The organism is Phaeobacter sp. B1627 (assembly GCF_006265095.1).
GTDB lineage: Bacteria > Pseudomonadota > Alphaproteobacteria > Rhodobacterales > Rhodobacteraceae > Epibacterium.
The window spans coordinates 95,967-110,518 of the sequence record NZ_VCNK01000004.1; the positions used below are offsets into that span (position 1 = coordinate 95,967).

12 protein-coding genes and 1 riboswitch are annotated in these 14,552 nt (G+C 60.6%); of the genes, 9 read left to right on the forward strand and 3 right to left on the reverse strand.

What is annotated here, in order from left to right; all coding sequences use genetic code 11:
• Positions 1-12 precede the first annotated feature (12 nt).
• The 6 genes from FGE21_RS02740 (at position 13) to FGE21_RS02765 (ending at position 6,229) form a co-directional block, all read left to right on the forward strand.
• Complete coding sequence (locus FGE21_RS02740; protein WP_139661455.1) at positions 13-1,461, forward strand: FAD-linked oxidase C-terminal domain-containing protein; 1,449 nt, start codon at positions 13-15, stop codon at positions 1,459-1,461.
• Positions 1,462-1,511: 50 nt separating this feature from the next.
• Positions 1,512-2,606 carry an FAD-binding protein gene (locus FGE21_RS02745; protein ID WP_139662038.1) on the forward strand — a complete coding sequence of 365 codons (1,095 nt, stop codon included), beginning with the start codon at positions 1,512-1,514 and terminating at the stop codon, positions 2,604-2,606.
• A gap of 4 nt (positions 2,607-2,610) precedes the next feature.
• Complete coding sequence (glcF, locus tag FGE21_RS02750; RefSeq protein WP_139661457.1) at positions 2,611-3,930, forward strand: glycolate oxidase subunit GlcF; 1,320 nt, start codon at positions 2,611-2,613, stop codon at positions 3,928-3,930.
• Positions 3,931-4,052: 122 nt separating this feature from the next.
• Positions 4,053-4,859: a serine protease gene (locus tag FGE21_RS02755; protein WP_255731302.1), complete on the forward strand. Its 807-nt coding sequence runs from the start codon at positions 4,053-4,055 to the stop codon at positions 4,857-4,859.
• A gap of 143 nt (positions 4,860-5,002) precedes the next feature.
• Positions 5,003-5,470 carry an Hsp20 family protein gene (locus FGE21_RS02760; RefSeq protein WP_139661459.1) on the forward strand — a complete coding sequence of 156 codons (468 nt, stop codon included), beginning with the start codon at positions 5,003-5,005 and terminating at the stop codon, positions 5,468-5,470.
• 147 nt (positions 5,471-5,617) lie between these two features.
• The gene (locus tag FGE21_RS02765) at positions 5,618-6,229 is read left to right on the forward strand and encodes a TetR/AcrR family transcriptional regulator (RefSeq protein WP_139661460.1); all 612 of its coding nucleotides are present in this window, start codon (positions 5,618-5,620) and stop codon (positions 6,227-6,229) included.
• On the opposite strand, the gene FGE21_RS02770 is transcribed toward FGE21_RS02765, so the two are convergent.
• The 3 genes from FGE21_RS02770 to FGE21_RS02780 all read right to left on the reverse strand — a co-directional run bounded on the left by FGE21_RS02770 (position 6,209) and on the right by FGE21_RS02780 (position 11,459).
• Positions 6,209-7,102 (reverse strand): DMT family transporter, encoded by an 894-nt coding sequence (locus FGE21_RS02770; protein ID WP_139661462.1) that lies wholly within the window; start codon positions 7,100-7,102, stop codon positions 6,209-6,211. The genes FGE21_RS02765 and FGE21_RS02770 overlap by 21 nt on opposite strands.
• Before the next feature lie 91 nt (positions 7,103-7,193).
• A riboswitch (FMN riboswitch) is annotated at positions 7,194-7,329 on the reverse strand.
• A 343-nt stretch (positions 7,330-7,672) separates the two neighbouring features.
• Positions 7,673-9,844 carry an esterase-like activity of phytase family protein gene (locus tag FGE21_RS02775; RefSeq protein WP_139661463.1) on the reverse strand — a complete coding sequence of 724 codons (2,172 nt, stop codon included), beginning with the start codon at positions 9,842-9,844 and terminating at the stop codon, positions 7,673-7,675.
• Positions 9,845-9,986: 142 nt separating this feature from the next.
• Complete coding sequence (locus tag FGE21_RS02780; RefSeq protein ID WP_139661465.1) at positions 9,987-11,459, reverse strand: NAD-dependent succinate-semialdehyde dehydrogenase; 1,473 nt, start codon at positions 11,457-11,459, stop codon at positions 9,987-9,989.
• Positions 11,460-11,562: 103 nt separating this feature from the next.
• Between FGE21_RS02780 and FGE21_RS02785 the strand changes: the two genes are divergently transcribed.
• The 3 genes from FGE21_RS02785 to FGE21_RS02795 all read left to right on the forward strand — a co-directional run bounded on the left by FGE21_RS02785 (position 11,563) and on the right by FGE21_RS02795 (position 14,549).
• A complete protein-coding gene (locus tag FGE21_RS02785; RefSeq protein ID WP_139661466.1) occupies positions 11,563-12,348 on the forward strand; it encodes an alpha/beta hydrolase in 786 nt (261 codons plus the stop codon).
• 184 nt (positions 12,349-12,532) lie between these two features.
• Positions 12,533-13,741, forward strand: coding sequence for an aminopeptidase P family protein (locus tag FGE21_RS02790; RefSeq protein WP_139661468.1), 1,209 nt, complete (start codon positions 12,533-12,535; stop codon positions 13,739-13,741).
• Between the two features lie 166 nt (positions 13,742-13,907).
• On the forward strand, positions 13,908-14,549 hold the full coding sequence (locus tag FGE21_RS02795) for a DUF1523 family protein (RefSeq protein ID WP_139662041.1): 642 nt from the start codon (positions 13,908-13,910) through the stop codon (positions 14,547-14,549).
• Positions 14,550-14,552: the final 3 nt, after the last annotated feature.

Sequence of the window (14,552 nt, forward strand, 5' to 3'; positions counted from 1 at the left end):
AGGAGAGCCCGCATGGAGATGCCGTCCCCAAATGCCGCCATCCTGGCCCGGAAGGCCGAGTTGATCGCGCAACTGCAGCGCGTCTTGCCCGACGATGCGATCATATCGGACGAGGTCGAGACCCGCGCCTACGAATGCGACGCACTGACCGCATATAAATGCCCGCCGATGTTGGCGGTATTGCCGCGCAGCACGCAGGAGGTGGCTGCGGTCCTGAGGATTTGCCACCAGGCCGGTGTCCCGGTGGTGCCCCGAGGCGCCGGCACGTCTCTGGCGGGCGGTGCATTGCCGACGGCGGACTGCGTGATCCTGGGCGTCGCCCGCATGACCGAGGTTCTGGAGACGGATTACGAAAACCGCATTATCCGGGTGCAGACCGGGCGGACCAATCTTTCTGTCTCTGGCGCCGTCGAAGAAGAGGATTTCTTCTATGCGCCGGACCCCTCGTCGCAGCTTGCCTGTGCGATTGCCGGCAATATCGCGATGAATTCCGGCGGCGCCCATTGTCTGAAATACGGTGTGACCACCAATAACCTGTTGGGCGTGACCATGGTGCTGATGGATGGCACCGTGATTGAGGTCGGCGGCGCTCATCTGGATGCGGGGGGGCTTGATCTCCTTGGGGTTATTTGCGGCAGCGAGGGGCAACTCGGGGTGGTCACTGAGGCCACGCTCCGTATTCTGCGCAAACCGGAAGGCGCGCGCCCCGTTCTGATCGGATTTGACAGCAATGAGGTCGCGGGGGCCTGTGTCTCGGACATCATCAAGGCGGGCATTTTGCCGGTCGCGATCGAGTTCATGGACCGGCCCTGTATCGAGGCTTGTGAGGCCTTTGCCAGGGCGGGCTATCCGATGTGCGAAGCGTTGTTGATTGTCGAAGTCGAAGGCAGCCAAGAGGAAATTGCCTATCAACTGGGGCTGATCACGGCCATAGCGCGCCGCCACAACCCGGTGGAGCTGCGCGAGGCCGGCGATGCAGAGGAGGCCGCCCGGATCTGGTTGGGCCGGAAGTCGGCCTTTGGTGCGATGGGGCAGATAAATGACTACATGTGCCTGGACGGAACCATTCCGGTTTCGGCTCTGCCGCAGGTTCTGCGCCGTATTGAGGCGTTGAGCGGAGAGTTCGGTCTCAAGGTCGCCAATGTGTTCCATGCCGGCGACGGCAATATGCATCCGCTGATCCTTTTTGATGCCAACAAGGAGGGAGATCTCGAAACCTGCGAAGCCTTCGGCGCCGAGATCCTGAAGCTCTGTGTGGAGGTCGGTGGCTGTCTGACCGGCGAGCACGGGGTTGGTATCGAGAAGCGGGATCTGATGTTGCATCAATATGCTGCCGACGACATCGAGGCCCAATTGCGGGTGAAAGATGTGTTTGACCCCAAATGGTTGCTGAACCCCGCCAAGGTTTTTCCCTTGTCGACGACGGACACGCGCCGCGGCCCGTCCCTGGCCGCGCAATAACGGGGGCGTTGCCCCCGAACCCCCAAGGTATTTATGAAAAGATGAAAATGATGACACCTCAGAGCGAGGCCGATCTGGCCGAATGCATCGCCGGGGCATCGGGACCTTTGTGGATCCAGGGCGGTGACACGCGCGGCTGCAGTGGTTCCGGGACCGTTCTCAGCACGCGCGGTATTGCGGGGGTGACGCTCTATGAGCCGGGCTCCCTGACGCTGGTTGTGAAGGCTGGGACGCCGGTCGCGGAGGTCAAGACTCTGTTGCGGGGGGAGAACCAGCAATTGGCCTTTGAGCCGATGGATCACCGTGTGGTGTTGGGCACTGCAGGCGAGCCGACCATGGGGGGCGTGTTTGCGGCCAATGTCTCGGGTCCGCGTCGCATCCAGGTTGGGGCGGCGCGGGACTTTTTGCTGGGGGTGAGGTTTGTGGACGGACGCGGGCAGGTTCTGCGCAATGGCGGTCGGGTCATGAAGAACGTCACCGGCTATGATCTGGTAAAGCTGATGGCAGGCGCGCATGGCACGCTGGGGGTGTTGAGCGAAGTGGCGCTGAAAGTGTTGCCCCTTGCTGAGACGATGACGACACTGGCGGTGCGTAACATCGATCTGGCATCCGGTGTACGGGCCCTGTCCGCTGCGCTTGGCTCGCCCTTCGATGTGACTGGTGCGGCCTATGATCCGCAGGCTCAGACGGCCTATGTCAGGCTCGAGGGATTTGCGGCGTCGGTGGCATATCGTGCCAGAGAGCTGGACAAACGGCTCCGCGTCTTTGGGGAGGTCGAAGAGTTGACTGACAGCGCTTCGCTCTGGCGCGACATTCGGGATGTCCGTGACTTTGCCGGGCGCCCAGGGGATGTCTGGCGGATTTCGGTCAAGCCAACGGATGCGGTCCACCTGATCCCGGCACTTGCTGCAACACGCACCCTTTGTGATTGGGGGGGAGGGCTGGTCTGGGCTCTGATGCCCGAAGGAGACGACGTGCGTGCCAAAATGACGGTTCCCGGACATGCGACGCTCGTCCGGGCAACATCAAATACGAATACTGTCTCCCGCCATCACCCGGAACCCGCTCCTCTGGCCGCGCTTTCTGCCGGGTTGCGGGCGCAGTTTGACCCGAGAGGCGTCCTCAACCCCGGACTGATGGGATAAGCAGATGCAAACGACATTCACGGAACAGCAGCTTCGGGACCCTGGAACGCAACGTGCCAATGACATCCTGCGGACCTGTGTGCATTGCGGATTTTGCACTGCCACCTGTCCGACCTATCAGGTTCTGGGGGACGAGCTGGATAGTCCCAGAGGACGTATCTATCTGATCAAGGATATGTTGGAAAATGAACGGGTGCCGGATGAGAAAACGGTAAAGCACGTGGACCGCTGTCTGTCCTGCCTTGCCTGTATGACTACCTGCCCGTCGGGGGTGCATTACATGCATTTGGTCGATCATGCGCGCGCCTATATCGACCAGCATTATAAACGCCCCGTGATGGATCGGGTCCTGCGCTGGCTGTTGTCGCGGATCCTGCCATATCCAAACCGGTTCCGCCTGGCCTTGCTGGGGGCGAAAATCGCGCGCCCGTTCAGGTCGTTCCTGCCGGACGCCCGTCTGCGCGCGATGCTGGACATGGCGCCAAAGGACATCCCGCCGGTCAGTCGCAACGATGACCCGCAGAGCTTTGCGGCCGACGGGCCACCGCGAAAACGGGTGGCGCTGATGACGGGCTGCGCGCAAAAAGCGCTGAACACGGATATCAACGATGCCACAATCCGGCTCTTGCGCCGGTTGGGCTGCGAGATTGTCGTGGCCGAAGGTGCCGGGTGTTGCGGTGCCTTGACGCACCACATGGGCCGAACGGAGGAAAGCCATGGCTCTGCCGCCCGCAATATCTCCGCCTGGATGGCAGAAAAGCGTGGCAAGGGATTGGACGCGATAGTCATCAACACATCTGGCTGCGGGACCACCGTCAAGGACTACGGCCATATGTTTCGCAATGAGGCCCTGGCCGAGGACGCGGCTACGGTGTCGGGCCTGGCAATGGATGTGTCGGAACTCCTGATGCAACTGGAGCTGCCGGAGGGCGCCGCACAGGACCTGACCGTCGCCTATCACGCGGCCTGTTCATTGCAGCATGGGCAACAGATCAAGACCCATCCCAAGACGCTTTTGAAACGGGTCGGGTTCAATGTGGTGGAGCCCGCCGACAGTCACCTGTGTTGTGGGTCCGCAGGGACCTACAATCTGCTGCAACCTGAAATTTCCGCGCAGCTCAGGGACCGCAAGGTCCGGACACTGGAGGCGAAATCACCAGACATCATCGCGGCCGGCAATATTGGCTGCATGATGCAGATCGGCTCGGCCAGCTCGGTGCCGATCGTGCACACGGTTGAGCTGTTGGACTGGGCAACGGGCGGACCCAAACCGCCTGCGCTCACCGTGGACCGGGCGATCCCTGCGGTTCCGATCTTGCGCTAGAGCCCATCAGACGGCATCACATTGGGATGCGCGAGTCGGACTGGCGTGTCAAATGATCTCCGGAATGCGGGTTGGCCTGCATGTTGGACATGTGGAGCGTACCGGTTTTGCCCTTGTTGCGAATGATTATTGTATTTGCGCTTTCTTTTGCTTCCTCCGGGGGGCTGGCGGCGGACGACAGCCGCTTGCAAAGTCTGGAAACCACCGATGCCGGTCGCGAGTGGGAAGCCGTGGGTCGGCTGGACCGGGAGGGCGAAGGGTTTTGCACCGGTGCCCTTATTGCGCCTGATCTGGTGCTGACCGCCGCGCATTGCCTCTTTGACCGGGAGACGCTGCAGCAGATTGATCCGACGACGATCGAGTTTCTTGCCGGATTTCGCAACGGTCGCGCATCCGCCTATCGCGCAGTGACACGCGCTGTTGTCCATCCGTCCTATGTGTATGACGGGACATTGTCGGCCGCACGGGTGCGCAATGATATCGCGCTGTTGCAGTTGCAACGCCCGATCCGCAACACGACGGTGACCCCTTTTGAAACCGACGCGCGCCCCCGGCGCGGCGCTCGCGTGGGGGTTGTGTCCTATGCGCATGACCGCTCCGAGGCGCCGTCGCTACAGGAGGTCTGCGCGGTCATGGCGCGTCAGGACGGTGTGCTGATCATGTCCTGCGATGTTGACTTCGGCGCGTCCGGGGCGCCGGTTTTCTCTTTCGACGGGGATCGGCCGCGCATTGTCTCCGTGGTGTCCGCCAAGGCCCGGGTGGACGGCAAGGCGGTCTCTCTCGGTGCGTCTCTGGCCGGGGAACTCGCACTACTGGAAGCGCAACTGACGGCGACCCATCTCGGCAGCCGCTTGCCGCAGGGTGTCAGCCGTGTTCAGGTCGGGGAACCGCGCCGGGACAATATGGGGGCGAAATTCATTTCCCGCTGACCCGTCGGCCTCTTGAAACCGGTGTCCGCTTGCCTATCTGAGAGGGTGACCGGGGTGCCAAGACTTGGGCTCCGGTCGTGAACCGCCCGTCCCGAGAAGGGAGGGCATGTCAGCAAGTTATCGCTCAAAGATGAGGATGAACCATGCGTACATTTGATTTTGCCCCGCTCCACCGTGCAACTGTCGGCTTCGACCAGATTGCCGACCTGATGGACCGAGTTATGAGCTCGGATATCCAGCAACCCAGCTACCCTCCGTATAATATCGAAAAGACCGCCGATGACGCCTATCGGATCTCGATCGCCGTTGCCGGTTTTGCCGAAGACGAATTGCATGTCGAGGTCAAGGAACACGCGTTGATCGTCTCGGCCCGCAAGGCAGAGGAGGATGCCGGGCGCACCTACCTGCATCGCGGTATCGCAACCCGTGCGTTTGAGCGCCGCTTCACTCTGGCGGATCATGTGCGGGTCGATGGCGCAAGCCATGCCGACGGTATGCTCCATATCGACCTGGTGCGCGAGGTCCCCGAAGCGCTGAAGCCGCGCCGGATCGAGATTGCCTCAGCCGTCAATTCCAAGCCGAAGGAAATCTCGGCAAGCCCCGTAAACTGACCTCTTGGGTGAAAGGGTGACGTAGCCCAAACGCTCCCGGTCCATGCGCCCCCGGTCGTCCGGCCGGGGGCGTTCTATTTGCGTTTTTGCGCTGTCCTTACCATTTGGTAGGTTGTGCGGCAGGGCGGCCTCTGTCCTAATGAGCGTATGAGTGAATCAGCGTCGCAGCATGGCACCACACGGAGGCAATTGATCCGCAGTGCGCGCAGGCTTTTTGCGGCGCATGGCTATGCCGGAGCCTCGATTGCGGCGATTTCCCAGGACCTCGGCCTGACAAAACAGGCGTTGCTGCATCACTTTGGCAGCAAGGACAGGCTATATGCACTGGCGGTCGAGCAAACCGCGCGCGAGATCCTGCAGATCCTGTTTGATGCAATGGAAGAAGGGCGCCCGCCCGAAGATCAGGTGGAGGCTTTCTTTGCCGCTCTTTTTTCGCATCTGTTCGATGATGCCACCTCTGCCCAATTGCTGTACCGCGAGTTGACGGATCAGGCGCTGAAGCCACAGGAGCGGGCAGGTTCCTCGCTGGAGACTGTGCTCGAAAGTCTGGTGGCTACCGTTCAGGCCACTGAGAAATGGCAAGAGGCCGGCGTGCAGGGGGCGCTGGCGGTCGTGGTGCAGCTGCTGGGCGCGGCGACCTTGCATTTCACCGCGCAGGGCACATTGCAACGGATGTTTGGCCGCACGACCTATCAGGGCGCATGCGACCAGTTTTCCGACGTCTTCGCCGATCTGGTATCACGCACTCTGCGTGATTGAGGCCGGGCGGCGTCGGGCCTCGCGGTTCAGCAAATAGGCGCTGGCAATGAGGATCATCGCGGTGCCGAGCCACATATTTCCGTCTGGCATGAAACCAAAAACCAGCACACCAAGGCCGACGTTGAATACCAGCTTCAGATGGTCGAACGGCTGCAGGAACGCGGCATCCGCGAGCGTGTAGGCGCGCACCAGACTATGTTGCGCCAGCGCCGTCAGCAGCCCTGCGCCGATCACCAGCCATAGGGTACCCATCGGCACGGCAAAGCCGGTGCCGACGGCGAGAACTGCGTTGGCGGGGCTCAGGAGCAGGAGGAGGTAGATCGTCACCGTTTCGGTGCTGTCACGATCCGTCAGCCGCTTGGTGACAACCGAACTGGCGGCCCAGAGAGCAGCGGCGGCGACCGGCAAAAGAGCAGCGACCTGAAACCGGTCCGACCAGGGGGCAAGAATGATCATACCGCCCAGAATACCCAGCACTACCGCCGCCCAGCGATGTCCGGAGACCTGTTCCCGAAGGATCAGCGCGGCACCGATGGTGACGAAGAAAGGGGACAGCAGAATGAGGGCGATCGCTTGCCAGATCGGCACATGGGCAAGCCCGAGAGTCCAGAGCTGAACGCCTCCGACCGCGAGTGCAACGCGCAGCACATGTGCCCCGAACTGGCGCGTGGACAGCACCGCCGACCGGTTGCGCCAGATCCATGGGATGTAGAACAGCAGCGCGATCAAATACTGCCAGAAGGTGATTGTGGGGGCGGCGGCACCATGCATCATCGTGACCGCCTGAAGGATCGCGTTGACCACTGCGAAGCAAGCGCCTGCGATCACCATCAGGCAAGCCGCGTGAAGTGGAGTCGAAAGGGGGTGAGTCATCTGCGTTTTGTCCTTTCTTGAGCACGCATGTGACCCAAGGCAAACGAACAGGCCCGCACATGCCGCCCCAGACGGGCGGTGGCAAGGGACTCTCCATTCTCTTTCATCCGGACTATGACCGTCGGCCCCGGAATTACGCCGGGTCTGCTGACACCTTTGACAGGGGCAAAGGCCGCTCGTGGGCTGTGACCACCGGTAGGGAATTTCACCCTGCCCTGAGAATAGCGCCCCGCAGGAGCAGGGCATTGCGACGGTAGGCAAGGTTGAGCGCAAAGGAAAGCCCGAATTTCGCGCTCAGAGGCCTGGGTGTTGATTTGGCCGTGGCCGGTGATTTCGCCCGCGTCGCAGCCGTAGGTCGATTTGGGTCAGAGCCAGATGGCGTGAGCTTTCCCCTGTTCCCCTGATCTCCATATACCGCAGGCAGGCAAGGACGCGGGCAGGCATTGCCTGCGGAGGGGGGCATATCTTCCCCCGCTACGGCGGTCCCGCGAACACCGCATACCCCGCGCGGCACGAGGCGAAAAAAAGGGCCCCGGTGGGGCCCTTTTCCCGATGTGGTTCGGTCGGAAATCACTCGACCTTGAAGGACCAGAACATGGTTTCGCCAGAGCTGTCATCCACGCCGTCGTTGTCGGTCGACACCCAGGCAGTGCCGTCTTCAAAAATCGCCAGACCTTCAACCTTGTCGAGCACATAACCGCCGGTGGATTTGAGATCCGGCAGCAGGTCGCGCACCTCTTCTTTGGTGACCAAGGGCAATTCACCGCCCAGAGCCGCAGGTACCATTTCGGACAGCGGCACACGGTAGATTTTCTTTGTGACCGCGCGGTCGTCGTGCTGATTGTCACGCTCCACGATGTAGACGTGATCGCCGTGGGCCACGATCTCGGAAAGGCCGACCCAACCGGTGTCTGGTTCCGCCTTGGGGTAGTGCACAGCGCCCCATTCCTTGGTCTCGATATTGTATGAGACCAGCTTCACGTGGTTTTTCGGATCATCTTTCCATTCACGCTGGACAGCCATCCAAAGGGTGTCGCCGATCTTTGTGATACCTTCAAAGCCAAAGCGTTTTTCAACCGCCATCAGCTCCGCAGGAATGGTGATCTCGCCCTTGTTGGTCTGGATCAGACCGTCTTTGCTCACATGGTAGATCGCATGCGGGATCGCGCGTTCGGTCCGCCCTTCGGACGCCACGTAGAAGCCACCTTTGCCATCCAGCGTGATGCCTTCCAGATCGAGCTTCTGGGCCGCGTCACCATTTGCACGATGGATCCGGGTCACATCGACGATCCGCGCGGGCGTTTGCGCGGGATCAATCTTGAAGATCGACGGCTGGAACCCGTAAAAGCTGTCATTGACCGCATAGATCATACCATCTGCGTCGGCGACCATGCCAGAAATCGCGCCCCAGCCGATCAACTCTCCCGCGCCCGCGGAGGTCAGATGGGGGTAAACTGCGGCCCGGTCCTGCTGCTCAAACACCATCACATGCGCGCGGGCGCCACCATCTTCGATCAGGTCCTTTTCATTGGCGGAGACCAGAAGACCGCGCTCCGCAATCGTCACATAACCTTCGGGGCCGGTGCCCGACGGCAGCAGTTGGGTCAAAACCGGGTTCGCCGGATCGGTCACGTCATAGACACCGACAACGGAGGCGCGCTCTGCCCCGACAAAGACATAGGGTGTGCCGTCAAATTCCCCGAAGGTGACGCTCTCGGGTTCTACCCCTTTGGCGTCGGATCGTTTGTCCGGGTAGTGGCCGATCTGGATGATGGCGTGTTCAAAATCGACGCCGCTGTCATAGACGATTGTGCCGTCCTTGTTGAAGATGGTCCAGCCGCGCGAGCCGCCCTTGTAATCGCCTTCGTTGGCGGTCGCGAAATGGGTATCGTCAATCCAGGTGACCGCGTCCGGCTCACGTCGACGGCCGTTCTGGCTCTCGTCAAAGATCAAGGCGCCGCGTTCGTCGGTGGCATCAATGCCGTCCAGATCGACAGAGCCCGCGGAGAAATGGTTGAGCACTTCGCCAGAGCGGGAGACCACAACCAGATGGTTGTTTTCCTGCAAGGTCACGATGGTTTCGCCGAGGCCGTTTACCGATACATATTCCGGTTCCGGATCGGTCGGGGCCACCTCTGCAAGGCCGGTCAGATCGACCATCTTCAGGCTCGCGCAATCAACGCCCCCGGCTGTGGTGTTGACCAACACCAAATTCCCGGCCGGCAACTGTGGAATTTCGCCATCGTTCAGGTCCTCGTCGCGCTCATTCTCTATCGCGATCGACAGAAATGCCCCGTCTTTGGATTTCGCAAGCGAATCCGGCTGGCCGCCAATATCGCAGGACGCCACTTCCACACCGGTGGTGGTGTCAAAGGCCATCAGCCGGCCGGATGGGGCGGTGTAGCTTTGCGAGGTGTTGACGCCGACATAGGCAATGGAGCCGATGACTGCGACCGACGTCGGCTCGCCCGGCAGTGCGATATTGCCCTTGGGCTGCGGGTTCGCCGGATCGGTGATGTCGATCATACCCAACGCGCCAAGCGGGCTATCGGTATAGACAAGCGTCATCCCATCGGCGGTGACGTCGATGATTTCAGGCGAGGATTCGCGATTTGTGTCCTCTCCGTCTGCCATGTTATTGATAACGGAAAAGGATGCTATGCGGTTAAAAGATTTCTCTGCCTGCGCAAGACCGGCGGTCAGCGCGAGGACAGATGTCAGGCACACAAGGCGCAGGGACATCGGGGGCTCCTGTTGGGTTGGTTCCAATGCCTTGGCCTTGCCCATGTCCCGCAAAGAATGTGTGACGTCTTCATGTAGTTTTGATGATGCCTGTGCCATTTCGTCCGGCAGCGGGTAGGCCCCGCTACCAGATTGGAACGCCTCAGACGGACATGCAGAGGTACTTCATTTCGAGATAGTCCTCGATGCCATGATGGCTGCCTTCACGGCCCAGACCGGATTGCTTCACACCGCCGAACGGTGCGACCTCGGTTGAAATGAGTCCGGTGTTGATCCCCACGATCCCGTATTCCAGCGCTTCGGCCACCTTGTATACGCGGCTCAGATCCTTGGCGTAGAAATAGGATGCAAGGCCAAAGATGGTATCATTGGCCATCTCGATCACCTCATCCTCGCTCTCGAATTTAAAGAGCGGTGCCAGCGGGCCGAATGTTTCCTCTTGAGCGAAGGTCATGTCGCGCGTCGCGCCAGTCAGGATCGTGGGCTGGAAGAACGTGCCGCCCAGTTCGGAGGGTGAGCCGCCCAGAATGACCTCCGCACCTTTATCCGTCGCATCCGCGATATGAGACACGACCTTTTCGACGGCGTTCTGGCTGATCAGCGGGCCGAAATGCACATCGCCTTTCAACCCGTCGCCGACGGTCATTTTCTCCAGCGCGGCCTTCAATTTTTCAGCGAATGCATCATAGACACCGGCCTGAACATAGATCCGGTTGGCGCAAACACAGGTCTGACCGTTGTTGCGGAACTTGCACATGATCGCCCCCGCAACAGCGGCATCCAGATCGGCGTCGTCAAATACGATGAAGGGGGCGTTGCCGCCCAGCTCCATCGAGCATTTCATCACCTGATCCGCCGCTTGCCGCAGCAGAATGCGACCCACATTGGTCGATCCCGTGAAGGTCAGTTTGCGAACGATCGGGTTCTCGCAGAATTCCTTGCCTATTCCGGACGCGTCGGACGCCGGGATGACGTTGAAAACGCCCGCAGGCAGGCCGGCACGATCCGCGAGCACCGCCAGTGCGGTGGCGGAGAGTGGGGTTTCTGTCGCCGGGCGGGCCACAAACGCGCAGCCCGCCGCCAGGGCCGGGCCTGCCTTGCGCGTGATCATGGCATTTGGGAAATTCCACGGTGTGATGGATGCGGCGACGCCAATCGGCTGTTTCAGCACCGTGATGCGCGTGTCCCGTTGGTGGCCGGGGATCGTTTCGCCGTACACGCGCTTGGCTTCTTCCGCAAAGAACTCGATGAAGGATGCCCCATAGGCGATCTCTCCGCGTGACTCGGTCAGCGGTTTGCCCATTTCGGCGGTTAGGATGATTGCCAGATCCTCCTGATTTTCCATCATCAGATCGAACCACTTCCGCAGGGCGGCGGCGCGTTCCTTTCCGGTCCATCTGGCCCAGTCTTTTTGCGCCGTATTTGCCGCCGAGATGGCGTCGCGGGCCTGCATGCGGCTGATGTCGGCGACATGTGCGATCACATCGCCGCGGGCGGGGTTGGTCACCTCAAAGGTGCCTTCGCCATCTACAAAGGCTCCGTTGATGTAGGCGCGTGCTTCCAGAAGGGATGGATCCTTCAAAAGCGATTTCAGATCAGTTGTTGCATCGAGCATCGTATCCTCCGCAAATTCGAGTCTCGCAAATCCAAAGCAGTTGGGGGTAATGTTGTCCAGTGACAGCAGTAAGTCCAGAAGCTTAACGGTTTAAGGGAGCGGCATGGAACTCGACGACGCCTATGCAAACGGAGCCTATATAGAAGGGGCTGCGGACTATCCTCCGCGATGGGCTGCCTCTGCCCGCGATTTCCGCAATTCCCTGCACGCGCGCGCGCGCCTTGATCTCCCCTACGGAGAGGGAGAGCGCCATAAGTTTGATTTGTTCCTGCCCGAAACCCCCGCCAAAGGGCTCTTTGTGTTTGTGCACGGCGGCTATTGGCTGAAGTTTGACAAATCGAGCTGGTCACACCTAGCTGTCGGCGCCCTGGCGCAGGGATGGGCGGTGGCAATGCCGTCATACGACCTGTGCCCTCAGGTCAGCATTGCCGAGATCACCGGGCAGATTGCACAGGCGGTGCAGGTTATCGCCAAGGAAATAGACGGGCCGATTGCGCTGGCCGGACATTCGGCGGGCGGTCATCTGGTGGCGCGTATGCTCGACACCGCCGTGTTGCCGCCAGAGGTCGGCGAACGCATCCGGACGGTCGTACCGATTTCGCCGTTGTCAGACCTGCGCCCTCTGTTGCGGACGTCGATGAACCGGGAGTTGAAACTGGACGCCGAACAGGCTGAGGCGGAAAGCCCGACCGAGACCAAAAACCGCTATGGTGCCAATGTCACCGTCTGGGTCGGCGGAGCGGAGCGACCTGCCTTTCTCGATCAGGCGATCTGGCTGGTCGAGGCCTGGGGGGCGGATCATGTCATTGCCCTTGAAAAACACCATTTCAACGTGATTGAGGCGCTTGCCGATCCGGGGAGCGATCTGGTTGCTGTAATAACAGGCTAGCCTCTTTGAATTAAGGGGAGGGCAGGCTGTGATGCCTTGCCCTCGATCGGCCTCTCGCGCATGATACCGGGCAGAGCGCGGCGATGGCGTCGCCTTCCGGCACTGCTGCTCGGCAGACGGGCGCTCTTTTGCCAAATCACGATCCTGAACGCCGGGAACTTCTTCTGAAAAAGGAGGGTCCAGCATGACCGCTCGTCCTGAATTCTATCGTTTCCACAATGGCGAAAAAGCGCCTCTTCAATTTGCCGTATCGGAATACGAAGCGCGCCTTGCACAGCTGCGCCGCATTCTGTCCGACCTCGGGGTGGAGGCCGCCGTTTTCACCTCAATGCACAATATCTCGTATTATAGCGGCTTCACCTACTGCGCCTTCGGGCGCCCCTACGGGTTGGTGGTGACGCCTGACAAAGCGGTGACCATCAGCGCGGGTATTGATGCGGGGCAGCCCTGGCGGCGATCCTTTTGCGACAATATCACCTATACCGACTGGCAGCGGGACAACTACTGGCGCGCAATTGAATCGGTGACGGGCACGGGTGTCGCCGTGGGGTTTGAGAGCGATCACCTGACCTTGCTGCAGAAGGGCAAGCTGGAGGCCGCGCTTGCGCCGTCGCGGATGGTGGACCTCTACGAGGCGACGATGCGCCAAAGGATGCATAAATCGCCAGCCGAGCTGGAGCTGATCCGCGCCGGTGCCGCTGTGGCCGATGTCGGCGGCTATGCCATTCGCGACGCCATCAAACCCGGCCTGCGCGAAATCGATATCGCCATGGCCGGACGGGACGCGATGGAGCAGGAGATCGCCAGGCGCTTTCCCGATGCGGAATACCGCGATACCTGGGTCTGGTTTCAGTCCGGGATCAACACCGACGGCGCCCACAACCCGGTGACCGCACGGCAGCTGGAGCGCGGCGATATCCTGTCACTCAATACGTTTCCGATGATTTCCGGCTACTATACGGCGCTGGAACGTACCTTGTTCGTGGGCGAGGTCGATGCCGCCAGTCGGAACATCTGGGAGGCCAATGTGGCGGCCCATGAGTACGGAATGTCCCTGTTGAAACCCGGGCGCACCTGCTCTGAGATTACGCATGGGATCAACGCCTTTCTCGAGGGTCGCGATCTTCTGCAATATCGGACGTTTGGCTATGGGCACTCGTTCGGGGTCTTGTCGCATTACTACGGCCGGGAGGCCGGGCTGGAGCTGCGCGAGGATATCGACACCGCATTGGAACCCGGAATGGTGATCTCGATGGAGCCGATGCTGACCATTGCCGAAGGGCAACCCGGAGCGGGCGGCTACCGCGAGCATGACATCCTGATCATTACGGAAGAGGGCTGCGAAAACATCACCGGTTACCCCTATGGGCCGGCGTTCAACGTGGTCGGCTAAGCGGGCTTGCCAAAAACGAGGCCTTGACCGGCACGCCTGGGACCTGCATCCAAAGCGTGCCGGTACCATTTATGGCGTTCGTTGTGCAGTCCTGGCCCATTTCCCTGTTTCAGGGGCGCGGGTCTGTCGACAGGTGCAGAGCATGCAGGAGTGTGAAGGGGGCATCATGGCCTATGTGAAGTGGTTTTTCATTCTGATCTTTGGCCTCTTTGTCGGGGGATTCCTGCACTATACCTTGCCGCAAAACGATGTGGTGCGCATCGTGGATACCTTTGGCGAGCGCCGGGATCTCGGCGATTGGACCCGGATTTTCTGGTCCAGTCCCGATACACAAAGTGCGAGCCTTGAAAATCGCGACGTGCAGTTCATTCAGGCAGTCCGGCCCAATGGCAAGGTGATCGTCTATCGCAACGAAGACACCGGCTGGGGGTGGCCGCCGTATTTCAAGTTCGACACTGCCAATCTCTTTACCGAGGCCAATGATGCGATTTCGAAGAAAGAAAACCCCGAGTGGGTCCGCATCAGGCACTATGGCTGGCGCAGCGAGTTTCTCTCGGCGTTCCCCAATGCCGTCTCGATCTCCCCGGCGTCCGGTCCCGACGACAAACCGGTGAATTGGGTCAGCATCACGATCCTGTCCCTGCTGGCCGCACTCTTCTGGGCGATATTTGTACGTCTGCGGCGGTTCAAACGGAACCGGATCGATCCGCTGATGGAGGACGTCGAAGACGGGTTTTATGCCGCAGGTGATGCGATAGAGGATCGCACACGTGGGGTGCGGCGCTGGTTTCGCCGTACGCCCCGCTAGGAG